The 18735-nt window shown below is 75.2% G+C and carries 15 protein-coding genes; 8 read left to right on the top strand and 7 right to left on the bottom strand.

Translation table 11 applies throughout. The annotated features are described in order from the left end of the window. Positions 1 to 35 precede the first annotated feature (35 nt). Positions 36 to 788 carry an SDR family oxidoreductase gene (locus OOK34_RS26565; protein ID WP_267036374.1) on the bottom strand — a complete coding sequence of 251 codons (753 nt, stop codon included), beginning with the start codon at positions 786 to 788 and terminating at the stop codon, positions 36 to 38. Between the two features lie 215 nt (positions 789 to 1003). Here OOK34_RS26565 and OOK34_RS26560 point away from each other — a divergent pair, with 215 nt between their 5' ends. Genes OOK34_RS26560 through OOK34_RS26550 form a run of 3 tightly spaced genes read left to right on the top strand, consistent with a single transcriptional unit; the run spans position 1004 to position 5525 of the window. Beyond that, positions 1004 to 1831 (top strand): FAD binding domain-containing protein, encoded by an 828-nt coding sequence (locus tag OOK34_RS26560; RefSeq protein ID WP_267036373.1) that lies wholly within the window; start codon positions 1004 to 1006, stop codon positions 1829 to 1831. After that, on the top strand, positions 1828 to 4554 hold the full coding sequence (locus tag OOK34_RS26555; protein ID WP_267036372.1) for a molybdopterin-dependent oxidoreductase: 2727 nt from the start codon (positions 1828 to 1830) through the stop codon (positions 4552 to 4554). The genes OOK34_RS26560 and OOK34_RS26555 overlap by 4 nt, the downstream gene beginning before the upstream one ends. Beyond that, complete coding sequence (locus OOK34_RS26550; protein ID WP_267036371.1) at positions 4551 to 5525, top strand: antibiotic biosynthesis monooxygenase; 975 nt, start codon at positions 4551 to 4553, stop codon at positions 5523 to 5525. Before OOK34_RS26555 ends, OOK34_RS26550 begins: the two co-directional genes overlap by 4 nt. 36 nt (positions 5526 to 5561) lie before the next feature. On the opposite strand, the gene OOK34_RS26545 is transcribed toward OOK34_RS26550, so the two are convergent. Together OOK34_RS26545 and OOK34_RS26540 are read right to left on the bottom strand one after the other, a co-directional pair. Continuing rightward, the gene (locus tag OOK34_RS26545) at positions 5562 to 6053 is read right to left on the bottom strand and encodes an SRPBCC family protein (RefSeq protein WP_267036370.1); all 492 of its coding nucleotides are present in this window, start codon (positions 6051 to 6053) and stop codon (positions 5562 to 5564) included. A gap of 55 nt (positions 6054 to 6108) precedes the next feature. Further along, positions 6109 to 7116, bottom strand: a complete 1008-nt coding sequence (locus OOK34_RS26540) for an NUDIX domain-containing protein (RefSeq protein ID WP_267036369.1) — start codon at positions 7114 to 7116, stop codon at positions 6109 to 6111. Between the two features lie 266 nt (positions 7117 to 7382). On the opposite strand from OOK34_RS26540, the gene OOK34_RS26535 reads away from it, so the two are divergent. The 3 genes from OOK34_RS26535 (at position 7383) to OOK34_RS26525 (ending at position 12559) form a co-directional block, all read left to right on the top strand. Further along, positions 7383 to 7883: a hypothetical protein gene (locus tag OOK34_RS26535; protein WP_267036368.1), complete on the top strand. Its 501-nt coding sequence runs from the start codon at positions 7383 to 7385 to the stop codon at positions 7881 to 7883. A gap of 102 nt (positions 7884 to 7985) precedes the next feature. Further along, complete coding sequence (locus tag OOK34_RS26530) at positions 7986 to 9746, top strand: RNA ligase family protein (protein ID WP_267036916.1); 1761 nt, start codon at positions 7986 to 7988, stop codon at positions 9744 to 9746. Beyond that, on the top strand, positions 9746 to 12559 hold the full coding sequence (locus OOK34_RS26525; RefSeq protein WP_267036367.1) for a poly(A) polymerase: 2814 nt from the start codon (positions 9746 to 9748) through the stop codon (positions 12557 to 12559). The genes OOK34_RS26530 and OOK34_RS26525 overlap by 1 nt, the downstream gene beginning before the upstream one ends. Positions 12560 to 12598: 39 nt before the next feature. Here the strand turns inward: OOK34_RS26525 and OOK34_RS26520 are convergent, their stop codons facing one another. Continuing rightward, a complete protein-coding gene (locus OOK34_RS26520; protein ID WP_267036915.1) occupies positions 12599 to 13516 on the bottom strand; it encodes an NADP-dependent oxidoreductase in 918 nt (305 codons plus the stop codon). A gap of 162 nt (positions 13517 to 13678) precedes the next feature. Next, on the bottom strand, positions 13679 to 14755 hold the full coding sequence (locus OOK34_RS26515; protein ID WP_267036366.1) for an RNA ligase (ATP): 1077 nt from the start codon (positions 14753 to 14755) through the stop codon (positions 13679 to 13681). Positions 14756 to 14921: 166 nt separating this feature from the next. Here OOK34_RS26515 and OOK34_RS26510 point away from each other — a divergent pair, with 166 nt between their 5' ends. Beyond that, entirely contained in the window at positions 14922 to 15665 is a 744-nt protein-coding gene (locus OOK34_RS26510) for an SDR family NAD(P)-dependent oxidoreductase (RefSeq protein WP_267036365.1), read from the top strand. Between the two features lie 40 nt (positions 15666 to 15705). Here the strand turns inward: OOK34_RS26510 and OOK34_RS26505 are convergent, their stop codons facing one another. After that, positions 15706 to 16473 (bottom strand): peptidoglycan-binding protein, encoded by a 768-nt coding sequence (locus tag OOK34_RS26505; RefSeq protein ID WP_267036364.1) that lies wholly within the window; start codon positions 16471 to 16473, stop codon positions 15706 to 15708. Positions 16474 to 16642: 169 nt separating this feature from the next. Continuing rightward, on the bottom strand, positions 16643 to 17944 hold the full coding sequence (locus OOK34_RS26500) for an MFS transporter (RefSeq protein WP_323183464.1): 1302 nt from the start codon (positions 17942 to 17944) through the stop codon (positions 16643 to 16645). Between the two features lie 264 nt (positions 17945 to 18208). Between OOK34_RS26500 and OOK34_RS26495 the strand changes: the two genes are divergently transcribed. Continuing rightward, positions 18209 to 18655 (top strand): hypothetical protein, encoded by a 447-nt coding sequence (locus OOK34_RS26495; RefSeq protein WP_267036363.1) that lies wholly within the window; start codon positions 18209 to 18211, stop codon positions 18653 to 18655. The last annotated feature ends 80 nt before the right edge of the window (positions 18656 to 18735 follow it).

Here is an 18735-nt window from a genome sequence, read left to right as displayed (position 1 = left end):
ACGACGGCCGTGCGGGGCCCGGGCGGGGGGTCGGGTCAGTGCGGCGCGTCCGCGCCGAGCTGCTCGAAGTAGAAGGACTTGATGAAGCAGTCGCGGGGCTGGCCTATGGCGAAGAAGACGCAGTCCACCAGGGACTGCGCGGTGAGCGGGTCCTTCGCGGTGCGCGGGGCCTCCTCCCAGGCCGGCGAGAGCGGGTCGTGGTTGTCGAAGTCCGGCGGGTAGAGGGAGATCACGCGGACGCCGTCGCCGCGCAGCCGGCGCGAGAGGCTCTCGGTGAATCCGGCCTGGGCGCTCTTGGCCGCATAGAAGGAGTCGTGCGCGTCGGAGCGGTGGTTCCCGGCCTCGCCGCAGCCGGAGACCATGGTCACGATGTCCGGCTTCTCGGACTTCCGGAGCAGGGGGAGGAAGGCCTTGGTCACCAGGACGGTGCCGGTGGCCCCGGAGGCGAGGGTGTCGACGACGTCCTCGTCGGAGGCGGACAGCAGGTCCGTCCCGTGCTGATAGCGGGAGGCGTTGTTGACCAGGACGTCGATGTGGCCGGTACGGGCGGCCACCGCCGCGGCGAACTCCCGTACGGACGCCGGGTCCGTGAGGTCGCAGGCGTAGGCGTGCACGCGGGCGGGCTCGTGGCCCTGCGCGAGGATCTCCCCGCGGACGCGCTCGGCGGCCTCGAGGGTGCGGGCGGAGAGGTGGACCTCCGCGCCCCGTGCGGCGAAACTCAGGGCCAGGGTCCGCCCGAAGTCCCGCCCCGCGGCGGTGATGACTACGCGGTGGTGTTCAAGTGCCATGTCTGTCAGGCCTCCTGATATGTGGTCTGTACACGCGAACCCCGTTGTCGATCAAGAAATTCCGATCACGAAAATTCCGATCGAGGAGTTCCGATCAGGGGAGCTCCGGTCAACGGGGTTCCGGCCGGTGAGTCCGCGACCGGCGGCACGGCCCGACATGGCAGGGCCACCCCCCGCGCCCTATCCTGAAAAAGGGGTGAGGGAGACCGATCCCCATGGATCTCAACACCATCACCGAAGTCGTCCGCCGGCCGTCCGGCCACCCGGGCGCGGACTGGCGCGAAGGCGACGCCTGGCTCGCGGGCGGCACGTGGCTGTACTCCGCGGAGCAGCCGCACCTGCGCCGCCTGATCGACCTGACGGCGCTGCCCTGGGAACGCCTCGTCCCCGGCGACGCGGGCCTGGAGATCGGTGCGACCTGCACCATCCGCGACCTGTACGCCTTCACCCCACCGCCCGACTGGATCGCGGGCGGCCTCATCCGAGCCGCCTGCGAGGCCTTCCTGTCCTCGTTCAAGGTGTGGAACGCGGCCACCGTCGGCGGCAACATCTGCATGTCCCTGCCCGCCGGCCCGATGATCACCCTGACGGTCGCCCTCGAGGCCCGCTACGAGCTGTGGGCCCCCGACGGGTCCGTGCGCACCGTCGACGCCCTCGACTTCGTGACCGGGAACAACCGCAACGTCCTCGCCCCCGGGGAGATCCTGCGCCGCATCGACATTCCGGCGCACGCCCTCGCGAAACGGCACGCGCACCGCCGCTTCACGCTGACCCACCTCGGCCGCTCGACGGTGTTCCTCATCGGTACGCACACACCCGGGACGAGCAATCTGCTGCTCACCATCACCGCCGGCACCACCCGCCCCGTGCGCCTGGCCTTCGACACCATGCCCGACGCCACCACCCTGCAGCAGAGCATCGACGTCATCCCCGGCGACGTCTGGTTCGCCGACCCCAACGGGACCCCCGACCACCGTCGCCACCTGACCCGTCACTTCGCCGAAGAGATCCGCCGCGAACTCAATGCTGGGGGCCCGGCATGACCTACCTCGTGAACGGCAAGGACTTCCAGGAGGAACCGGCGCCCGGACAGTGCCTGCGCAGCTTCCTCCGCGCGCTCGGCCACTTCGGCGTCAAGAAGGGCTGCGACGCGGGCGACTGCGGCGCCTGCACGGTATGGCTGGACGGCACCCCCGTGCACAGCTGCATCACCCCCGCCTTCCGCGCGGAAGGCCACGAGGTGACCACGATCGAGGGCCTCGGATCACCGGGCGACCTGCACCCCGTACAGCGGCGCTTCCGTGACGCCCCCGGCTTCCAGTGCGGGTTCTGCACCGCCGGGATGATCATGACCTCGGCCACCTTCACCGAGGCCCAGAAGGCCGACCTGCCACGGGCGTTGAAGGGCAACCTCTGCCGCTGCACCGGCTACCGGGCCATCGAGGACGCCGTGAAGGGCATCGCCCACGTGGAGACGGCCATGCCGGGAAGGGCCGTCGGGACCAGCGTCGGCGCCCCGGCGGCGGAGGACGTGGTCACCGGCCGCGCCGAGTTCACGATGGACACCCGGATGGAGGGCATGCTGCACCTCAAGGTGCTGCACTCGCCGCACGCCCACGCCCGGATCGTCTCGATCGACAAGAGCGCCGCGCTCGCGGTCCCCGGCGTGCACCGCGTCTACACCTGGCAGGACGTGCCCCGCAGGCGGTTCACCACCGCGATCCACACCGACCACCTCGTCGATCCGGACGACACCTACGTCCTCGACGACACGGTCCGCTTCGCCGGCCAGCGCGTCGCCGCGGTCCTGGCCGACACGGCCGGGGCCGCCGAGGAGGGCTGCCGCAGGGTCGCCGTGGAGTACGAGGTGCTGCCGGCGGTCTTCGACCCCGAGGAGGCCATGGCGGAGGGGGCGCCCCAACTGCACGGCTCGGAGGACCCGTTCGTCCGCGACAGCGTCCACAACCTCCTCCTGGAGATCCACTCCCACATCGGCGACGTCGACGCCGGGTTCGCCGCGGCCGACGTGGTCCACGAGGGCACGTACTTCTCGCCGCGCGTGCAGCACGCGCACCTCGAGACCCACGGCTCCATCGCCTGGATGGAGGACGGCCGGCTGCACGTCCGCACCAGTTCCCAGTCGCCCTCGATCGCCAAGGTCAAACTGGCCTATCTGTTCGCGCTGCGCCCGGATCAGCTCCGCGTGTTCTGCAAGCGCGTCGGCGGCGGTTTCGGCGGCAAGCAGGAGGTCATCTCGGAGGACCTCGCCGCCCTCGCCGCCCTCGACACCGGACGGCCCGTCTGTTACGAGTTCACGCGCGAGGAGGAGTTCACCACCGCCTCGCCACGGCACCCGATGAAGCTGACGGTCAAACTCGGCGCGAAGGCGGACGGCACCCTCACCGCCTTCCAGGTGCGCAACGTCTCCAACACCGGCGCCTACGGCAACCACGGCGGCGAGACCCTGTACGCGGGCGGCGCCGCCGTCATGATCTACCGCTGCCCCAACAAGAAGTACGACGCGTACTCCGTCTACACGAACACCGTTCCGAGCGGGGCCCTGCGCGGTTACGGGATGACCCAGCCGGCCTTCGCCGTGGAGTCGGCGATGGACGAGCTGGCGCTCGCCCTCCACATGGATCCGCTCGACCTCAGGCGCCGCAACATCGTGCGCCCCGGCGACTCCCTCGTCGCGATGCACGACGGCCCCGACGACGTGATGTTCAACGAGGACAGCCTCGGCAAGTGCATCGACCTGGTGGCCGGCGCCCTGGCCCGCACGGCCGACCAGCCCTCCCCCGGCCCCGGGTGGCTCGTCGGCGTCGGCGTCGCGAGCTCCCTGCACGAGACCGCGCCCCCGACCGAGCACATCTCCGAGGCCTGGATCACCCTCGGCGACGACCTCGTGTACGAAGTGGCCGTCGGCACCGTCGAGTTCGGCGAGGGCACGTCCACCGCGCACGTCCAGATCGCGGCCAACCAGCTGGGTACGACGCCCTCGCGGATCCGCCTGGTGCAGTCCGACACCGACCGTACGGGCTTCGACACCGGCGCCTTCGCGAGCGCCGGACTCTTCGTCGCGGGCAACGCGGTCCTGCGCGCGGCCAACGCGGTGCGCGACCGCATCCTGGAGTTCGCCGCCGCGCACACGGGCGTCCACGTCGTGATGTGCACGATGGACGACGAGTACGTGGTCTGCGGCGACGACCGCGTCGCGCTGGCCGAGCTGGTCGCCCTGGCCCGGGCGCGCGGCATCCGCTTCACCGCCGCCCGCAAGGCCTACGGCTCGCCCCGCAGCGTCACCTCCAACACCCAGGGGTTCCGCATCGCCGTCCACCCCATGACGGGTGAGATCCGCGTCCTCTACAGCGTCCAGGCGGCCGACGCCGGTGTGCTGATCAACCCCGAGCAGGTCCGCGGGCAGGTGGACGGCGGAGTGGCCATGGGGATCGGCTTCGCACTGACCGAGAACTTCCAGGTCGACGCGGACGGCGTCATGGCCAACCCGAACCTGCGCAACTACCGCATCCCCACCTACGCCGACGTCCCGCGCACCGACCTGCTCCTGGTGGGCTCGTCGGACTCCGTCGGGGCCATGCACTCCAAAGGCATGGCGGAGTGCTGCGTCAACCCGGTGGCCCCGGCGCTGGCGAACGCGCTCCGCGACGCCACGGGTGTCCGCTTCCGCGAGCTGCCCCTGACCCCGGAGCGGATCTACAGCCGGCTGGGCGAGAGCCGTGCGGCACCGACGGGTCCGAGACGATGAGCACCGGAGCGCAGCAGGCGGACGCGGCCGCCACGGTGATCATCGGCCGGAAGGTGCTGCCGGGGTTCGAGCGGGAGTACGAGGAGTGGCAGGACAGCGTCAACACCGCGGCGGCCGACTACCCCGGGTACCTGGGCGCCGAGGTCTCCCCGCCGACGTCCCTGCAGTCCGACTGGGTGATCGTCTACCGGTTCGACTCGATCGCCCACCTCCAGGCGTGGATGAACGGGGCGACCCGGCAGCGGCTCCTCGACATCGGCGAGAAGTACTTCGACGGTCCCGCGACCCAGCAGGTCATCAGCGGCGGCAGCCAGCCGACGGACCCGCTGGTGACCGTCGTGGTCAGCCACCGCGTCCGTCCGGACCAGGTCGACGACTTCCTCGCCTGGCAGCGCCGCATGAGCCAGGAGGAGGGCAAGTTCGAGGGCTTCCGGGGGACCGAGGTCTTCCGCCCGGTCGAGGGGATCCAGGACGAGTGGACCACCCTGTACCGCTACGACAACGCCGAACACCTCGACGCCTGGCTGACCTCGGCCAAGCGGCGGGAGATGCTCGCCGAAGGCGACAAGTTCGACGACTTCAAGCTCCGCACGATCGACAACTCCTTCGGCAGCTGGTTCGCCTTCGCGGAGAACGGCAGGGAAGCGCCGCCGCCCTCGGACACCAAGACCTCCATCGCGGTCTGGGTCGGCCTGTACCCGACCGTGGTGCTCCTGACGCTCGCCCTGTCGCCGCTGAAGATGCCGCTCTGGCTGGGGCTGCTGGTGGGCAACCTGTTGTCGAGCTTCGCCATGAGCTTCCTGACGATGCCCCACTACGTGAACCCGCTGCTCAAGCGGTGGCTGCGGCCGTCCGCGAACGAACCGCCGGCGAAGACCAACCTGCTCGGCCTCGGGATCGTCGCGGTGGTGACCGTGTTCTGGGTGCTGGTGTTCTACGTCGTGACGACCCGGATCTGGTCGCTGCCCTGAGCCGTGGACGCGTCCGGGGCCAGGAGGCGTACGGGGCTAGGAGGCGTCCGGCGCGGGGAGCGGGGCGCCGGTCTCCAGGAGGGTCTTGATGCTGGAGGCCAGCATCGGCCAGGCCCGGGAGCACATGCCGAAGAGGGCGCCGCCCGGGGTGAAGCCCTCGTGGCGGACGGTGAGCCGGGCGAGGGTGTCCCCGACCGGCTCGATCTCGTACGTCACCCGCGTGCGCGGCTCCCCGGCCAGCTCGGCCCGCAGCTCCTCGGCGATCCCGGCGGAGGCCGCCCACTGGGGGGTGAAGGTGTGCCAGGTGTAGGAGAGCCTGCGGTCCGGGACGCACTCCAGCACCACCTGTTCGGGGTCGCTGGTACGGGCCCCCCGCTCGACCCAGTCCATCCGCGAGCCCACCGCCCAGTCCGTCTCGAAGCTCAGGCCCCAGTAGCGCCGGGTGTAGGCCGGGTCGGTGAGGGCCTGCCATACCCGGGCGGGGTCGGTCTGGATGTAGAGGGTGTAGTCGATCACGCTGTCGGTCATGGCCCCATGCTGCGGGACCGGCCGCCGCGGGAGCGGCATTGGCGGGCCGGGTCCCTCACCAGCGCAGCCCCTGCTCGGGCAGTTCCGTGGGCGGGGTACGGGGCGCGGCGGGCAGTCCCAGGTGGGCGCGGGCCGTGTGCGCCGCGGCGAGCTCGTGCCGCCCGGCCGGGCCCCAGTCGCTGAGCTCCCGCACCTGCTCCGGGGTGGCCAGCAGCCGGGCGTACGCCGGGTCCGCGGCCGGGGACACCGCCGTGAGCCGGGCCGCGGTACGGGCCAGGGCGCCCTGATCGGCGTACCGGTAGCCGAGGGGCAGCGCCCCCACGGCGGGCTCCGCCTTCGGGGAGGGCAGGTGGGCCGCTCCGGTGGCGCGGGCGACCAGCAGCAGGACCCGGCCGTCGGGGGCGAAGAGCCAGCCGGTGTGGTCGTGTACGGGCAGGCGGGCGGGGACCGGGCCCGGGTGCCAGGTGCCGTGCTGCGGGACGCGGCGGGTGCGCAGGACCCCGAGCCGGTCCAGGGCGGTGGGCGCGGTGGGGCGGCCGTCCTCCAGCAGGGCGGGGCCGGCGCCGTTGATCCGGGCCCGGAGGGCGGACAGGGCGCGGCGGGCGTCGCCCGCGTCCATCAGGGCGGGCAGGTCGGCGGGCTCGGCGAAGTCGATGCCGGTGATCTCCTGGGCGGGCAGGCGGACGGACCCGATCCGCTCGGGGGTCCAGGTGCCGCCGTCGTAGACGTGCAGGATCTCGCCCGGGAAGCGCATCTCGGGCGGGATTCCGGGGGCGTCGGCGGGGATCCAGTCCACGGCGAGCCCGCGCGGGTAGTGGCCGTCGACGCCGAGTTCCTCGCGCATCTCGCGGGCCGCGGCCGCCGAGGGCGCCTCCCCCGCGTCCACCGCCCCGCCGGGCAGCAGCCGGTCGGAGCGGTAGTCGACGGTCTGGAGGAGGATCCGCCCGTCGTGGTCGGTGACGAGGACGGTCGCTCCGGTCCACAGGGCGGCGCGGGAGGCCCCGTACTCCGCCGGGGTCATCCAGGTGCCCGCCCGTCCGGGGTCGTCGGTCAGCTGCGGCATCGGTACTCCGTTCACCGTGGGTGGACCCGCCGCCTGTGCAACAGCCGGTCCGGCCCTCGGGTTACGGCGGCCGGGCGCCGTGCGGACCATGCCGCCGGAAGATCACCTTTACCGCTCCTCTGCCTCCTTATCACCTGATTATGTCGATCTTGATACGGTCCGTGACGCGGACCGGCAGTGTGAAAGCGGCTGGTCCGACCACGTACGCTCACCCGTCCGTGTGAGCCGGCGCGACCGCCGAGGCTCCGGTACGGCAGTGTGGGCGGATGCCGTCGCGCCGGACCCTGCCCGTGTCCCTGTCCCTGATGCTCGCCCTGCTGGTACTGGCCACCGGGTGCGTGACCGTACGGGCACCCGGGCCCGCCGAGGCGCCGGGGAGGGATCCCGCACCTGCGGGAGCGGTATGGGCACCCCGGCAACCGGTGGTGCGGGGGCTGCCGTTGGGGAGGCTTCCGGAGGATCCGCCGACGCCGGAGACCCCCGGGGCTCAGGACCCGGCCGCCGAGGCCGCGCCGGCACCCGCCGCCCCGCACCGGCCCGCCCGGACGGACGACCGGCCACCGCGCCGTACCGCCCCCGCCCGGTCGGCCCGGCCCGCCCGGCCGGCGCACCGCGCCCCCGCCGCCGCCCCGGCCGCGAAGCCGCGCACGCGGGAGCCCGCACGCCCCGAGTACCGGCCCGCGCCGCAGCGCACGTACGACATGGCCCCCCTGTGCGAGGCCGCCCGGGGAAGGGTGGACCCCGCCATCGTCGCCCTGTGTCACTGAGCGGCACGCTTCCCCGGCGGCGGCCCCGGCCCTAATCCAGTGGATGTGCCCGCCGTGGATACCTACAGTGACCGGACACCCTTCCCCCAGCTGGAGCCGATCATGCGTACGCACTACCCCCGTACGGCGCACCTGCCGTGGTCCCCCGGCGCCACGTCGGACGACGTGCGGGCCGGCGGGACGTCCGCGCTGGCCGGGCGCGTGGTGGTCGTCACCGAGAAGCTCGACGGGGAGAACACCACCCTGTACGCGGACGGGCTGCACGCCCGCTCGCTCGACTCCGGCCACCACCCCTCGCGCGCCTGGGTCAAGGGCCTCCAGGGCCGTATCGGCGCCCGGATACCCGCGGGGTGGCGGGTGTGCGGGGAGAACCTCTACGCCCGCCACTCGCTCGGCTACGAGGAACTGGACAGCTGGTTCTACGGGTTCTCGGTGTGGGACGGCGACCACTGCCTCGACTGGGACCGGACCGTACGGTTCCTGACCCGGCTCGGAATCCCCACCCCGAAGGTGCTCTGGCGCGGCACCTACGACGAGCGCGCGCTGCGCAGGCTGCGGATCGACACCACCCGCCAGGAGGGCTACGTCGTACGGACCACGGCGGGCTTCGACCGCGCCGACTTCGGGCGGTACGCGGCCAAGTGGGTGCGGGGCGGCCACGTGCAGACCGGCACCCACTGGATGTACGCGCCCGTGGTGCCCAACGGGCTCGGCCCGGGCGCCCCGCTGTGGGCGGTCCGTTCGGGCTCCGAGCCGGACACCCCCGGGCTACTGGCCGCCGTCGGGATGGACGCGCGGGCCGCCGAGGGGGTGGAGGGCGCCGTCGCCGAGGTCACCGCCCGGCTCGACGGGATGGGCCGCACCGGGGAGTCCCGGCTGGCCGGGGTGCTGGCCGCCGCCCTGCACCGCGAGCCCCGGGCCGCCCTCGGGGCGCGGCTCGCGGCGGGGCCGCTCGGGATGCGGACGGCGCGGCGGGTGGCGGACCTGGTGGGGCTGTACCCGGCGCTGCGGCGGCCCTTCCCGGAGGCGGAGCGCCGGGCCGGGCTGGTGCGGATGGCCTCGGCCGTCGACCTCGGGGTGCTGCACGAGCTGGCCCTGGCCCTGCCGGGCGCCGGGGGCGAGGACGCCGCCGGGGCGCGGGAGTGCGCGCAGTGGTCGGCCCTGTGCGCCGAGGAGGCGGGCCTGCTCGGCCCGGACCCGCTCGGCGCCCTGCGGGCCGGGCTGCGCGAGGCCCTCGCGGAGCTGGACCCCGAGGCCGCCGACCGGTGCTGGGCCGAGGCCCGCGAGGCCTTCGGGCGGGGCTCGGTCCGCTCCGCGCAGGAGGCGGTGGCCGCGACCTGGCGCTGGCGGGACGGGTCGGCGTACCCCCGCCTGGTGCAGCTGTGCGGGCCCTCGGGCAGCGGGAAGAGCACCTTCGCGCGGTCCCTGCCCGGGGTCGGCGCGTACGTGAGCCTGGACGACCTGCGGGCCGCCCGGGGTGCGCGCGCCGACCAGCGGGCCAATCCGGAGGTACTGCGCGAAGGCCTGGAGCGGCTGGACCGGGCCCTGGCCGCCGGCGGCACCGTGGTATGGGACGCCACCTCCCTCACCGAGCAGCAGCGCGGCCTGGCCGGTGCGGTCGCAGCCCGCCGGGACGCGCTGGTCACCCGGGTGGTGGTGCTGGTCGGGCAGGCGGAGCTGGTGCGGCGCAACGCCGTGCGCCCGCATCCCGTGCCGGAGCCGGTACTGGCCGCGCAGCTGCGGCGGTTCAGCCCGCCGTACCCGGGGCAGGCGCACCGGACCTGGTACGTCGGCGCGGGCGGCACGATCGAGGACACGGCCGGCGGCCTGCGGGGGCTCCGGGGCGAGGGGGAGGACGTCTGATGCGTACCAGTGAGCAGCTCTACCACCAGGTCCGCTGGGACCCCCGGTTCGATCCGGCGCGCTTCACGCTCGGCCTGCTCCAGCGCGGGGCCGCGCCCAAGCGGGTGCCGCTGCCCTCCTTCGTGCCCGGCGGAGACATCCCCTGGCACCGGGTGCTGTTCGTCGAGGCGGACGGGGAGCTGGTGTGGGACCGGGCCACCGGTGTGGACCGGATCGACTCGACGGAGGCCGGGCGGGTGCGGGACCGGCGGCTGCTGCCCGCGCCGTTCTTCACCGCCCGGACCCCGCACGCGTGGGATCCGGCGGAAGGCTCCTGGCGGCCGGTCGAGGCCGGGACGGCCGCGCACCCTCCGGCGAGCGTGCGGCTGCTGACCTGGAACACCCTGTGGGACCGGTACGACGCCCCGCGCATCGCCACCGCCCGGCGCAGGCCGATGCTGCTGGCGGACCTGGCGGTGGCCGACGCCGATGTGATCGCCCTCCAGGAGGTCGAACCGGCGCTGCTCGCCATGCTGCTGGCCGCGCCCTGGGTGCGGGCCGGGTACACCCTGGGCACGGATCCGCAGGGCTCGGACGTGGCGGACAGCGGACTGCTGCTGCTCAGCCGGCTGCCGGTGCGGGAGGCGGGGCTGCACCGGCTGCGCCCGCACAAGGCGGTCACCGCCGTCACCGTGGACACCGCGGGCGGGCCGCTGGTCGTCGCCGCGACGCACCTGACCAGCGACCACACCGAGAACGGGGCCGGCCGGCGGGAGGCCGAACTGGCGCGCCTCGCCGAGGGGCTGGGCGGTCTCGACGCGGGGCTGGCGCTGCTCGGCGACTTCAACGACGGCCGGTCCGGGGCCGAGGGACCGGCCGCCGCACTGGGACTGCGGGACGCGTGGAACGAGGTGCACGGGCCGGGGGACGACACGCCGACCTTCGACCCGGGGGTCAATCCGCTGGCCGCGGTGGGCTCGCTGTCGGGGCGGGCGGCCCGGCTGGACCGGATCCTGCTGCGGCCGGCCGGCGATGCGCGGGTGCGGGCGGCCGGGCTGCGGGGCGACTCTCCCGGGCCGCAGGGGCTGTTCGTCTCCGACCACTTCGGGGTGGAGGCCACCGTGGAGTACGGGGCCGCGGGCGCGGGGGCCGCACTGGGCGGCGTACCGGCGACGGCGCGGACGGCGGTGGCGTGGCTGGCGCCGCACGACCCGGTGGTCGGGGAGCTGCGCCGGGCGCACGACCCGCAGGCGGAGCGCTGGCCGGCGCACGTGAACCTGCTGTTCGGCTTCGTGCCCGAGTCCTCCTTCGAGGAGGCGCTGCCGCTGCTGGCCGAGGTCGCGGCGCGGACGCGGCCGTTCACCGCCCGGCTGGAGGGGGTGCACTCCTTCGGGCACCGGGAGGACGCCACGCTGTGGCTGGACCCGGCGGCGGGCGAGGACGGTGACACGCCGTGGCAGGAGCTGCGCGGCGCCCTCGCGGAGCGGTTCCCGGGCTGCCGGGGGCGCGCCGGGGAGTGGACCCCGCACCTGACGCTGGGCCGCAGCGGGGATCCGCGGCGGGCGGAAGGGGAGTTCGCGGCCCGGCTCGGGGGGCGTGCGGCGCGCGTCGGGGAGCTCGCCGTGCTGTCGCGGCGCGGGGACGGGCCGATGCGGGTACGGGCGGTGGTGGAGCTGGGCACCGGTGCGGTGCGGTGGACCCGGCCCGGGGCCCCGGCCGGGGGCGTAGAGGAGCCGGGGGCCGCCGAGGGGGTCACGGCCCGGATCGCGGCGGCCCTGCCCGAGGGGCTGGTGCGGCCGGCCGGTTCCCGCAGCATGGGCTGCGCGCTGCCGGGGGCCGACCTGGACCTGGTGGCCGTACTGCCGGGGCCGGCGGACGCCGCCGGGGTGCGGGCGCGGGTGGCGGCCGCGCTGCCGGAGGCCCAGCGGCTGCGCCGGGTGACGGGCGCGCGGGTGCCGGGGCTGCGGCTGCGCGCGTCCGGGCTGGACGTGGACCTGGTGGTGGTGTCCGCGGGGGAGCTGGATCCGGCGCTGGCCGTGGCCCGGCGGGCGGAGCTGGGCGAGGCGGCGGCCGTGGCGCTGAGCGCGCTCGACGACGCGGGCGCCGTACGGGAGTCCGTGGGCGCGGAGCACGCCGCCTTCGCCCGGCTGGCTCGGGAGGTGAAGGCCTGGGCGCGGGCGCGGGGGCTGGACTCGGCGCCCTTCGGGGGGCTGCCGGGGCTGGCCTGGGCGGTGCTGGCGGCGCGGACCGTCCGGGAGGCCGGGGACCGTTCCCCCGCGGCGCTGCGGCGGGAGTTCTTCGGGACCTGGGCCGCCTGGGACTGGAGCGAGCCGGTGTCCCTGCTCCCCTCGGACGGGGCCGGCCGCCGCGCGGACCCGGTCACGGTGCTCACCCCCTGCGCGCCCGTCCGCAGCTGTACCGCGCAGGTGGGTCCCGGCCTGCGGGACCTGCTGGTCCAGGAGCTGTACCGGGGCTGGGAGGTGCTGGAGGCGGACCCGGACGGCCTGGGCCGGCTGCTGTCCCCGCCGCCGCTGCACCGCCGGCACGCGGCCTGGGCGGTGGTGAGCGTACGGGCGGACGCACCCCGGGAGTTCGAGGAGCGGCTGGGCCGGGCGCGGGGCCGGCTGCGGGCCCTGCTCGCGGGGCTCCCGGACGCCCACGCCTGGCCCCGCCCCTTCGAGCGGACGGCCACCCTGGCCCGCTACGCCGTCGGCCTGGGCGCCGCCCCGCCGGACGCCCCGGCCCTGTCCGCCCTCACCGCGCCGTGGGCGGCCGGCCTCCCGGGCGTGGAGGTGGCCTGGGCCCCGTCGGGGGAGGTCCCGGACCTTCCCTGACGGGCGCCGGGCGGGCCGGGCGGGCCGCCCGGCGGCCGCTCAGATCTCGATGACGATCTTGCCCGCGGTGTGGCCGGCCTGGTTGAGGGTGAAGGCGGCGGCGAGCTCGGACAGCGGGAAGGTCTCGGCGACGGTGACCGTCAGCCGGCCCGTGTCGGCGAGGCGGCCCAGGGCCGCGAGGTCCCCGGCGTCGGGGCGCACCCACATCCACTGGCCGTCCGCCCCGAGGACCGTGTGGTCGGCGACGGAGGCGTGGCGGCCGTCCTTCGCGAGGACGGCGCGGGTGACGTCGAGGACGCCCCCGACGAAGTCGGCGACGACGGTGGTGCCCTCGGGGGCCAGGGCGCGGACCCGCTCCGTCAGGCCGTCCCCGTAGGCGACGGGTTCGCAGCCGAGGGCGCGCAGCCGGTCGTGGTTGCGCGGGGAGGCGGTGCCGATGACCCGCGCCCCCAGCGCGCGGGCGATCTGGACGCCGAGGGAGCCGACGCCGCCCGCCGCGCCGTGTACGAGGACGGTGTCGCCCTCGCCCGTGCCGAGACGGGTGAGCAGCTGGTAGGCGGTGAGTCCGGCGAGCGGCAGGCCGGCCGCCTGCTGCCAGGTGAGCGAGGCGGGCTTGGGCGCGAGGCACCGTACGGGGACGGAGACGAACTCGGCGAAGGTACCGCCGTGCACCCAGTCCTTGCGGGCGTAGCCCACGACCTCGTCGCCCGCCGTGAACTCGGGGGCGTCGATGCCGACCATCTCGACGGTGCCGGCCACGTCCCAGCCGGGGACCACCGGGTACACGGCGTCCATCAGGCCGTCGAGCCCGCCCGCCATGATCTTCCAGTCGACCGGGTTGACCGCCGCGCACCGGACCCGGACGAGGACCTCGCCCGGTGCGACCTTGGGTACCGGCAGCCGGGTCTCGGCGAGCACCTCCGGCCCGCCGTACCGCTCGTACGCCATCGCCCGCATGGTGCCCTCTGTGTCCTGCGACATGGGTGCGGCCTCTCCGTGAACCGTGAACCGTGAACCGTGAACCGTCAACTGACGGAATCGCCCCTTCCTCATCCCATCACGGAAGGCCGCTCCCACCCCTGAGCGCAACGCGGCGGATCAGGGCCGGACGGGGCCGGCTCACTCGTACTCGGTGCCGCCCTTGCGCGTCAGGTAGGCCGGGCTGACCGCCTTCGCGATGGCCCGGCCGCCGACCACCGGGCTGTACCGCTCGGCCGCCGGGCGGATGACGACCCCCTCGCGCAGGTGCAGGTTCCGCCCGGAGACGGTCTCCCGGCCGCTCGCCAGCTCCAGCACCGCCTCCAGGGCGTACGGGCCCTCGAAGAGCCGTGGCACCAGCGGGAGTTCGCCGTCCGGGAGCACCTGCGCCGGGTCCAGCCAGCGCACCTGGCCGTCGATCTCGGCGGACACGTCGAAGACGGCGTATCCGGGGGGCGTGTCGGCCGCCCCGGCGTGGGCCCCGTACCCGAGGTCCTGCACCCCGGCCCCGTAGACCTCGCCGAAGATGCCGACCCGGCTCGCGCCCAGCCGCTCGGCCAGCCGGGCGGCGGCCCGCTCGACGCCGTGGCCGCGTACGGCGCGCCAGTAGACGTTGCGCTCGTCCTCCTTGAGCGCCAGCCCCTTGGACCCGACGCCCTTGGAGGAGACCAGGACCCGCCCGTCCTCGGCGAGGTAGGTCAGCAGGCAGGCCGTGCCGTGGAGTTTCTCCGTGAGGACGACGGGCTCTCCCGGCTCGAAGATCTGCGGGTAGCGCTGGAGGTTCTCGATGTCCACCCACGGCAGCAGGTCGGGGGCCGACTCGACATCGCCGTCCATGGCCGTGGGGACGGGCGGCGACCACTTGACGATGCCGAGCGCCTCCGCGAAGTCGGTGCCCTCCTTCGCCGCCACCGCCAGGTCCACGCCGGCCAGCGCGCGGGGGCGGCAGACCAGGCCCTGGGAGAGCTCGCCGCGCAGCCGGACCGCCTTGACCCGGTCGCGGGAGCTTCCCGCCAGGCGGCCGGTCAGGCCGAACTCCTCGATCAAGGCGGCCGGCAGGACGGCCTGTTCGGGTATGTAGAGGGCGAAGTCCCCGGTTCGGTAGGCCCCCTTGGCGACGACGGCGCGGTAGAGGCCCACCTGGGCCAGCTCCAGCGCGTCGGCGTTCGGGTGGTCGTGGACGGTCAGCTCTTCGACGGTGACACGCAGGGTGGACATGGGCGGCTCCTCGGACGCAGGGGTGGACTCGGCACTGCCCGACCACTTTCGGCGCCACCATTTCCGCTGGTCCAGCGGATATTCGGGGTGTTAGCCTGCGCCGCGCGAAGGCCGTCCGCCCGTCCGCGCATCCACCGCGCCCCGCGCCCCCGTCCAGGAGGTCCACATGTCACGTCGCCCCGTCACGGTCGTCACCGGAGGCAGCCGCGGCATCGGTGCGGCGACCTGCCTGCGGCTCGCCGCCGAGGGGCACGACCTGGTGCTCGGCTACGCGCGCGACGAGGCGGCCGCCGAGGCCACCGCGGAGCGCGTACGGGCGGCAGGCGCGCGGTGCGTGACCGTACGCGGTGACACCTCGCAGGAGTCCGCGGTGGAGCGGCTCTTCGACATCGCCGGGGCGGAACTGGGCGCGGTCACCGGGCTGGTGAACAACGCCGGGGTGACCGGTCCCCTGGGCCGGCTGGCCGACGCCCGGACCGAGGACCTGCGGCGCGTGGTCGAGGTGAACCTGCTCGGCTACCTCCTGTGCTGCCGGCGGGCCGCCCGGGACATGGCGGCGGGCGGCGGCGGGGCCATCGTGAACGTCTCCTCGGCGGCAGCCACCTTGGGCAGCCCCGGGGACTACGTCCACTACGCGGCCACCAAGGCGGCCGTCGACGCCCTCACCCTGGGCCTGTCCAAGGAGCTGGGTCCGGACCGCATCCGGGTCAACGGAGTGGCGCCGGGCATCATCGAGACCGACATGCACGCGGCGATGGGCGACCCCGACCGCCCGGCCAAGGCCGCCGGGGGGATCCCGCTGGGGCGGCCCGGGCAGCCGCAGGAGGTCGCCGGGGCCATCGCCTGGCTGCTGTCCGAGGACGCCTCGTACACGACGGGAGCGGTGCTCCGGGTCTCCGGCGGCCGGTGACGCACGCCGGGCCGCCGGTGGAGGCCGGCGGCGGGCGCCGTCAGCCGAAGGCGGCCTGGGTCGCCGGGCCGTAGACACCGTTCGGGTCGCCCTTGATGTCCCGGTCCCGCTGGAGCTGCGAGACCCCGCGCTTGGTCTGCGCGTCGTACACCCCGTTCACCGAGACGTACGTGAACCCCTGCCCGTAGAGGCGCTCCTGGAGGGCGCGCACCTCGGGCCCCCGGTCCCCCAGGCGCAGCGTCCCGGAGCCCTCGGCCGGCTTCGGCGCGGACTTGCCCGGGGCCGGGGTCGTGCTCGTCGTCGGCTTCGCGGAGGACGGCGGCGCGGTGGGCGCGGTGGCGGAGGGCGAGTGCGCCGGGGTGGGGCCCCGGCTCTGCCCGGCGGATTCCCCGGCGCCCGGGATGCGGGCGGGAGGGGCCGGCAGGGACACCCCGGGGTGCTGCGCGCCCGGCTCGGGATCCGGTGCGGGCCCGCTCACCAGGAACACCACGCCGCCCGTACCGGCCAGCGCCAGCAGCACGAGGACCGCCGGCGGCAGCCGGCGGCCCCGCCGCCTGCGCCGGGCCCCGCGGGGCACGGGGGCGGGGGCCGGTGCGGTGCCGGGGACCTCCGTCACCGGCCCGGCGTCGCCGCCGTCGGGCGGTACGGGCGGCAGCGTCGAGGTCGCCGCCATGGGCTCCGGGAAGGAGGGCTCGGAGGGCCAGGCGGGGTACGCCGGACCGGACGGCCCACCGGAGGTGGCGAAGTAGGGGCGTACGAGCGGGCTGTCGTCGGGCTCGGGCCCGCTCTCGTCGAGGTGTGGGGACACGTTGTCTCCCGGCGCGGACGGGGGCCGGTGCGGCGGTGCGGTACCGGCCCCCGTCCAGCCGGTCAGGCCCCGGGCCGCCGGGCGGCGGCGGGGGCCGTGCCCGCTCCGACCTGCACGGTGAGCGGGGAGCGGGCGGATATGGGCATCTGAGACTTCTCCGAAGTGAGGCTCATGGGGTGGCTCTTGAGCGGACTCTTTCCGTCCGCGCCCGCTTCGTCAAGCCGGCTGTCCGTTCCGCCCCATCCATCCGTTCTGCTCGGGCGCCGGTCCGGCGGGAGGCGACGGCCACGGTGAGGGCCGCCGACAGCATCAGCGCGGCTCCGGTGAGCGGGGCGGCGGGCACGGAGACTCCGTCCACCGCGAGCCCGCCGGCGAGGGCGCCCGCGGCGATGGCGAAGTTGAACATGGCCACCATCAGGGAGGAGGCGGCCTCGGCGGCCTGCGGCGCGGCCTGGAGCATCCAGCGCTGGAGGCTGACGGAGACCCCGCCGTAGACCAGGCCCCAGAGCAGCAGCAGGGTGGTCCCTGCGACGGCTCCCGGCAGGAGGGCGATCAGCGCCAGCACCACGGTGAGGGTGGCGCTGACGGTGAGCAGCGTACGGCGGGCGTCGCGCGGCCCGGCCAGGAAGTTCCCCGCGACCCCGGCGAGGCCGTAGCCGAGGAGCAGGGTGCTGACCAGGCCGGCGTCGATGCCGGAGACGTCCCGCAGGATCGGCCGGACGAAGGTGTAGGCGGCGAACTGGCCGGTGACCACCAGGAAGGTGACGATCACCCCGGCCCGGACCCCGCGGTTGCGGCGCAGCAGGGCGGGCAGTTCGGGGAAGGTGACGGGCCCGGCCGGGGGCAGTGCGGGGAGCAGCAGGAGCAGAGCGGCCAGGGTGAGGACGCCGAGGGCGCCGACGGCGGCGAAGGCCGTGCGCCAGCCGCCGAGTTCCCCGAGGAGGGTTCCGGCGGGGACGCCGAGCACGGAGGCGGTCGGGACTCCGCCGAAGATCAGGGCGGTGGCCCGGCCGGCGTGGTGCGCGGGGACCAGCCGGACGGCGAGCCCGCCCGCGATGGCCCAGAATCCGCCGACGGCGACGCCGACGAGCAGCCGGGCGGCCAGGACCACGGCGAAGTCCGGGGCGAGTGCGGCGGCCAGGTTGGCGGCGGCCATCAGGGCGATGAGCACGCAGAGCACGTGGCGCCGGTCCAGGCGGGCCGCGCCCACGGTGACGAGGGGGGCGCAGAAGCCCGCGACGAGCCCGGGGACGGTGACCATCAGCCCGGCGGTGCCGTCGGAGACGCCGAGCGCGGCGCCGACGGGGGTGAGCAGTCCGATGGGCAGCAGCTCGGAGGTGATCAGGCAGAAGATCCCGAGCGAGACGGCGGCCACGGCCGCCCATCCCTTCAGGGGACTCCGCCCGGGGGCGGGTTCGGGTACGGGTTCGGATTCGGGTTCGGGAACGCTGGACGCGGCTGGTTCGGTCATGCTCGGCACTCCGTACGGCAGGCGGCGGACGGTGAACGGGGCACGGCGGCACCAGGCCCCGGGGGTCGCGCCTCCCCCGTCGCCCGCACTGCCGTGCCGTGCCGATCGCGTTCCCGCCCATTCTGCGACCGTCGGGGCCGATTCCGGCCGCCGCCCGAAGGATCGATTCGGCAACGGCCGGGCCCGCTCCCCCGCCGTCCCGGGGTCACCCGGACGCGTGAGCCCCGGGATCCGGCGCGCCCCGGACTACGGCATGGTGGTCCGATGCTGTTACGCCGGGCCGCCCTGCCCTTCTCGCTCCTCGCGCTCCTCGCGAGCGCCGGCTGCGTCTCCGTCGGCCCGGAGTCCGGCGCCCCCGGCCCGCTACGGGACCCCGTACCGCCCGCCGACGCCCCGGACGCGCCGGACGGTCCCGACGCGCGCCGTGCGTCCGGTCCCGCGCCGGAACTGCCCCTGCCGCTGGGCGAGGTCCCGGACCCGGAGCCCGAACCGCCGGCCCCGCCGCCCGCCCGCGCGGCCCGACCGCCGGCCGAGCGGCCCGCGAAGCCCGCCGCACCCCGGCGCGCCCGGCCGCCCCAGCCGCCTGCGCCGCGCGTGCCACGGCAGCCGGCCGCGCCGCGCCTGCTCGGCGGGGAGGAGCTGTGCGAGGCGGCGCAGGGCGCGGTCCCGCCGTCGATCGTCGACCTGTGCGTGCGCCAGTACGGCCGCTGACCCACCAGACCCACAAGACCCTCCAGGCCTCTGACCAGGCAGACTTGACCCTCACACCGTGTCAGGCCGTGCACTGGAAG

The organism is Streptomyces sp. NBC_00091 (assembly GCF_026343185.1).
Lineage (GTDB): Bacteria > Actinomycetota > Actinomycetes > Streptomycetales > Streptomycetaceae > Streptomyces.
Note: the sequence above shows the minus strand (reverse complement) of the source record. Positions and strands in the feature narration are given on the sequence as shown.

Bases quoted from the DNA above. Each gene is read 5' to 3' on its own strand.
- OOK34_RS26535 (WP_267036368.1), top strand. From the start codon at position 7,383: ATGCCGTCGCGCCGGACCCTGCCCGTGTCCCTGTCCCTGATGCTCGCC.
- OOK34_RS26550 (WP_267036371.1), top strand. From the start codon at position 4,551: ATGAGCACCGGAGCGCAGCAGGCGGACGCGGCCGCCACGGTGATCATC.
- OOK34_RS26560 (WP_267036373.1), top strand. From the start codon at position 1,004: ATGGATCTCAACACCATCACCGAAGTCGTCCGCCGGCCGTCCGGCCAC.
- OOK34_RS26515 (WP_267036366.1), bottom strand. From the start codon at position 14,755: ATGTCCACCCTGCGTGTCACCGTCGAAGAGCTGACCGTCCACGACCAC.
- OOK34_RS26565 (WP_267036374.1), bottom strand. From the start codon at position 788: ATGGCACTTGAACACCACCGCGTAGTCATCACCGCCGCGGGGCGGGAC.
- OOK34_RS26525 (WP_267036367.1), top strand. From the start codon at position 9,746: ATGCGTACCAGTGAGCAGCTCTACCACCAGGTCCGCTGGGACCCCCGG.
- OOK34_RS26495 (WP_267036363.1), top strand. From the start codon at position 18,209: ATGCTGTTACGCCGGGCCGCCCTGCCCTTCTCGCTCCTCGCGCTCCTC.
- OOK34_RS26510 (WP_267036365.1), top strand. From the start codon at position 14,922: ATGTCACGTCGCCCCGTCACGGTCGTCACCGGAGGCAGCCGCGGCATC.
- OOK34_RS26545 (WP_267036370.1), bottom strand. From the start codon at position 6,053: ATGACCGACAGCGTGATCGACTACACCCTCTACATCCAGACCGACCCC.
- OOK34_RS26540 (WP_267036369.1), bottom strand. From the start codon at position 7,116: ATGCCGCAGCTGACCGACGACCCCGGACGGGCGGGCACCTGGATGACC.
- OOK34_RS26520 (WP_267036915.1), bottom strand. From the start codon at position 13,516: ATGCGGGCGATGGCGTACGAGCGGTACGGCGGGCCGGAGGTGCTCGCC.
- OOK34_RS26500 (WP_323183464.1), bottom strand. From the start codon at position 17,944: ATGACCGAACCAGCCGCGTCCAGCGTTCCCGAACCCGAATCCGAACCC.
- OOK34_RS26530 (WP_267036916.1), top strand. From the start codon at position 7,986: ATGCGTACGCACTACCCCCGTACGGCGCACCTGCCGTGGTCCCCCGGC.
- OOK34_RS26555 (WP_267036372.1), top strand. From the start codon at position 1,828: ATGACCTACCTCGTGAACGGCAAGGACTTCCAGGAGGAACCGGCGCCC.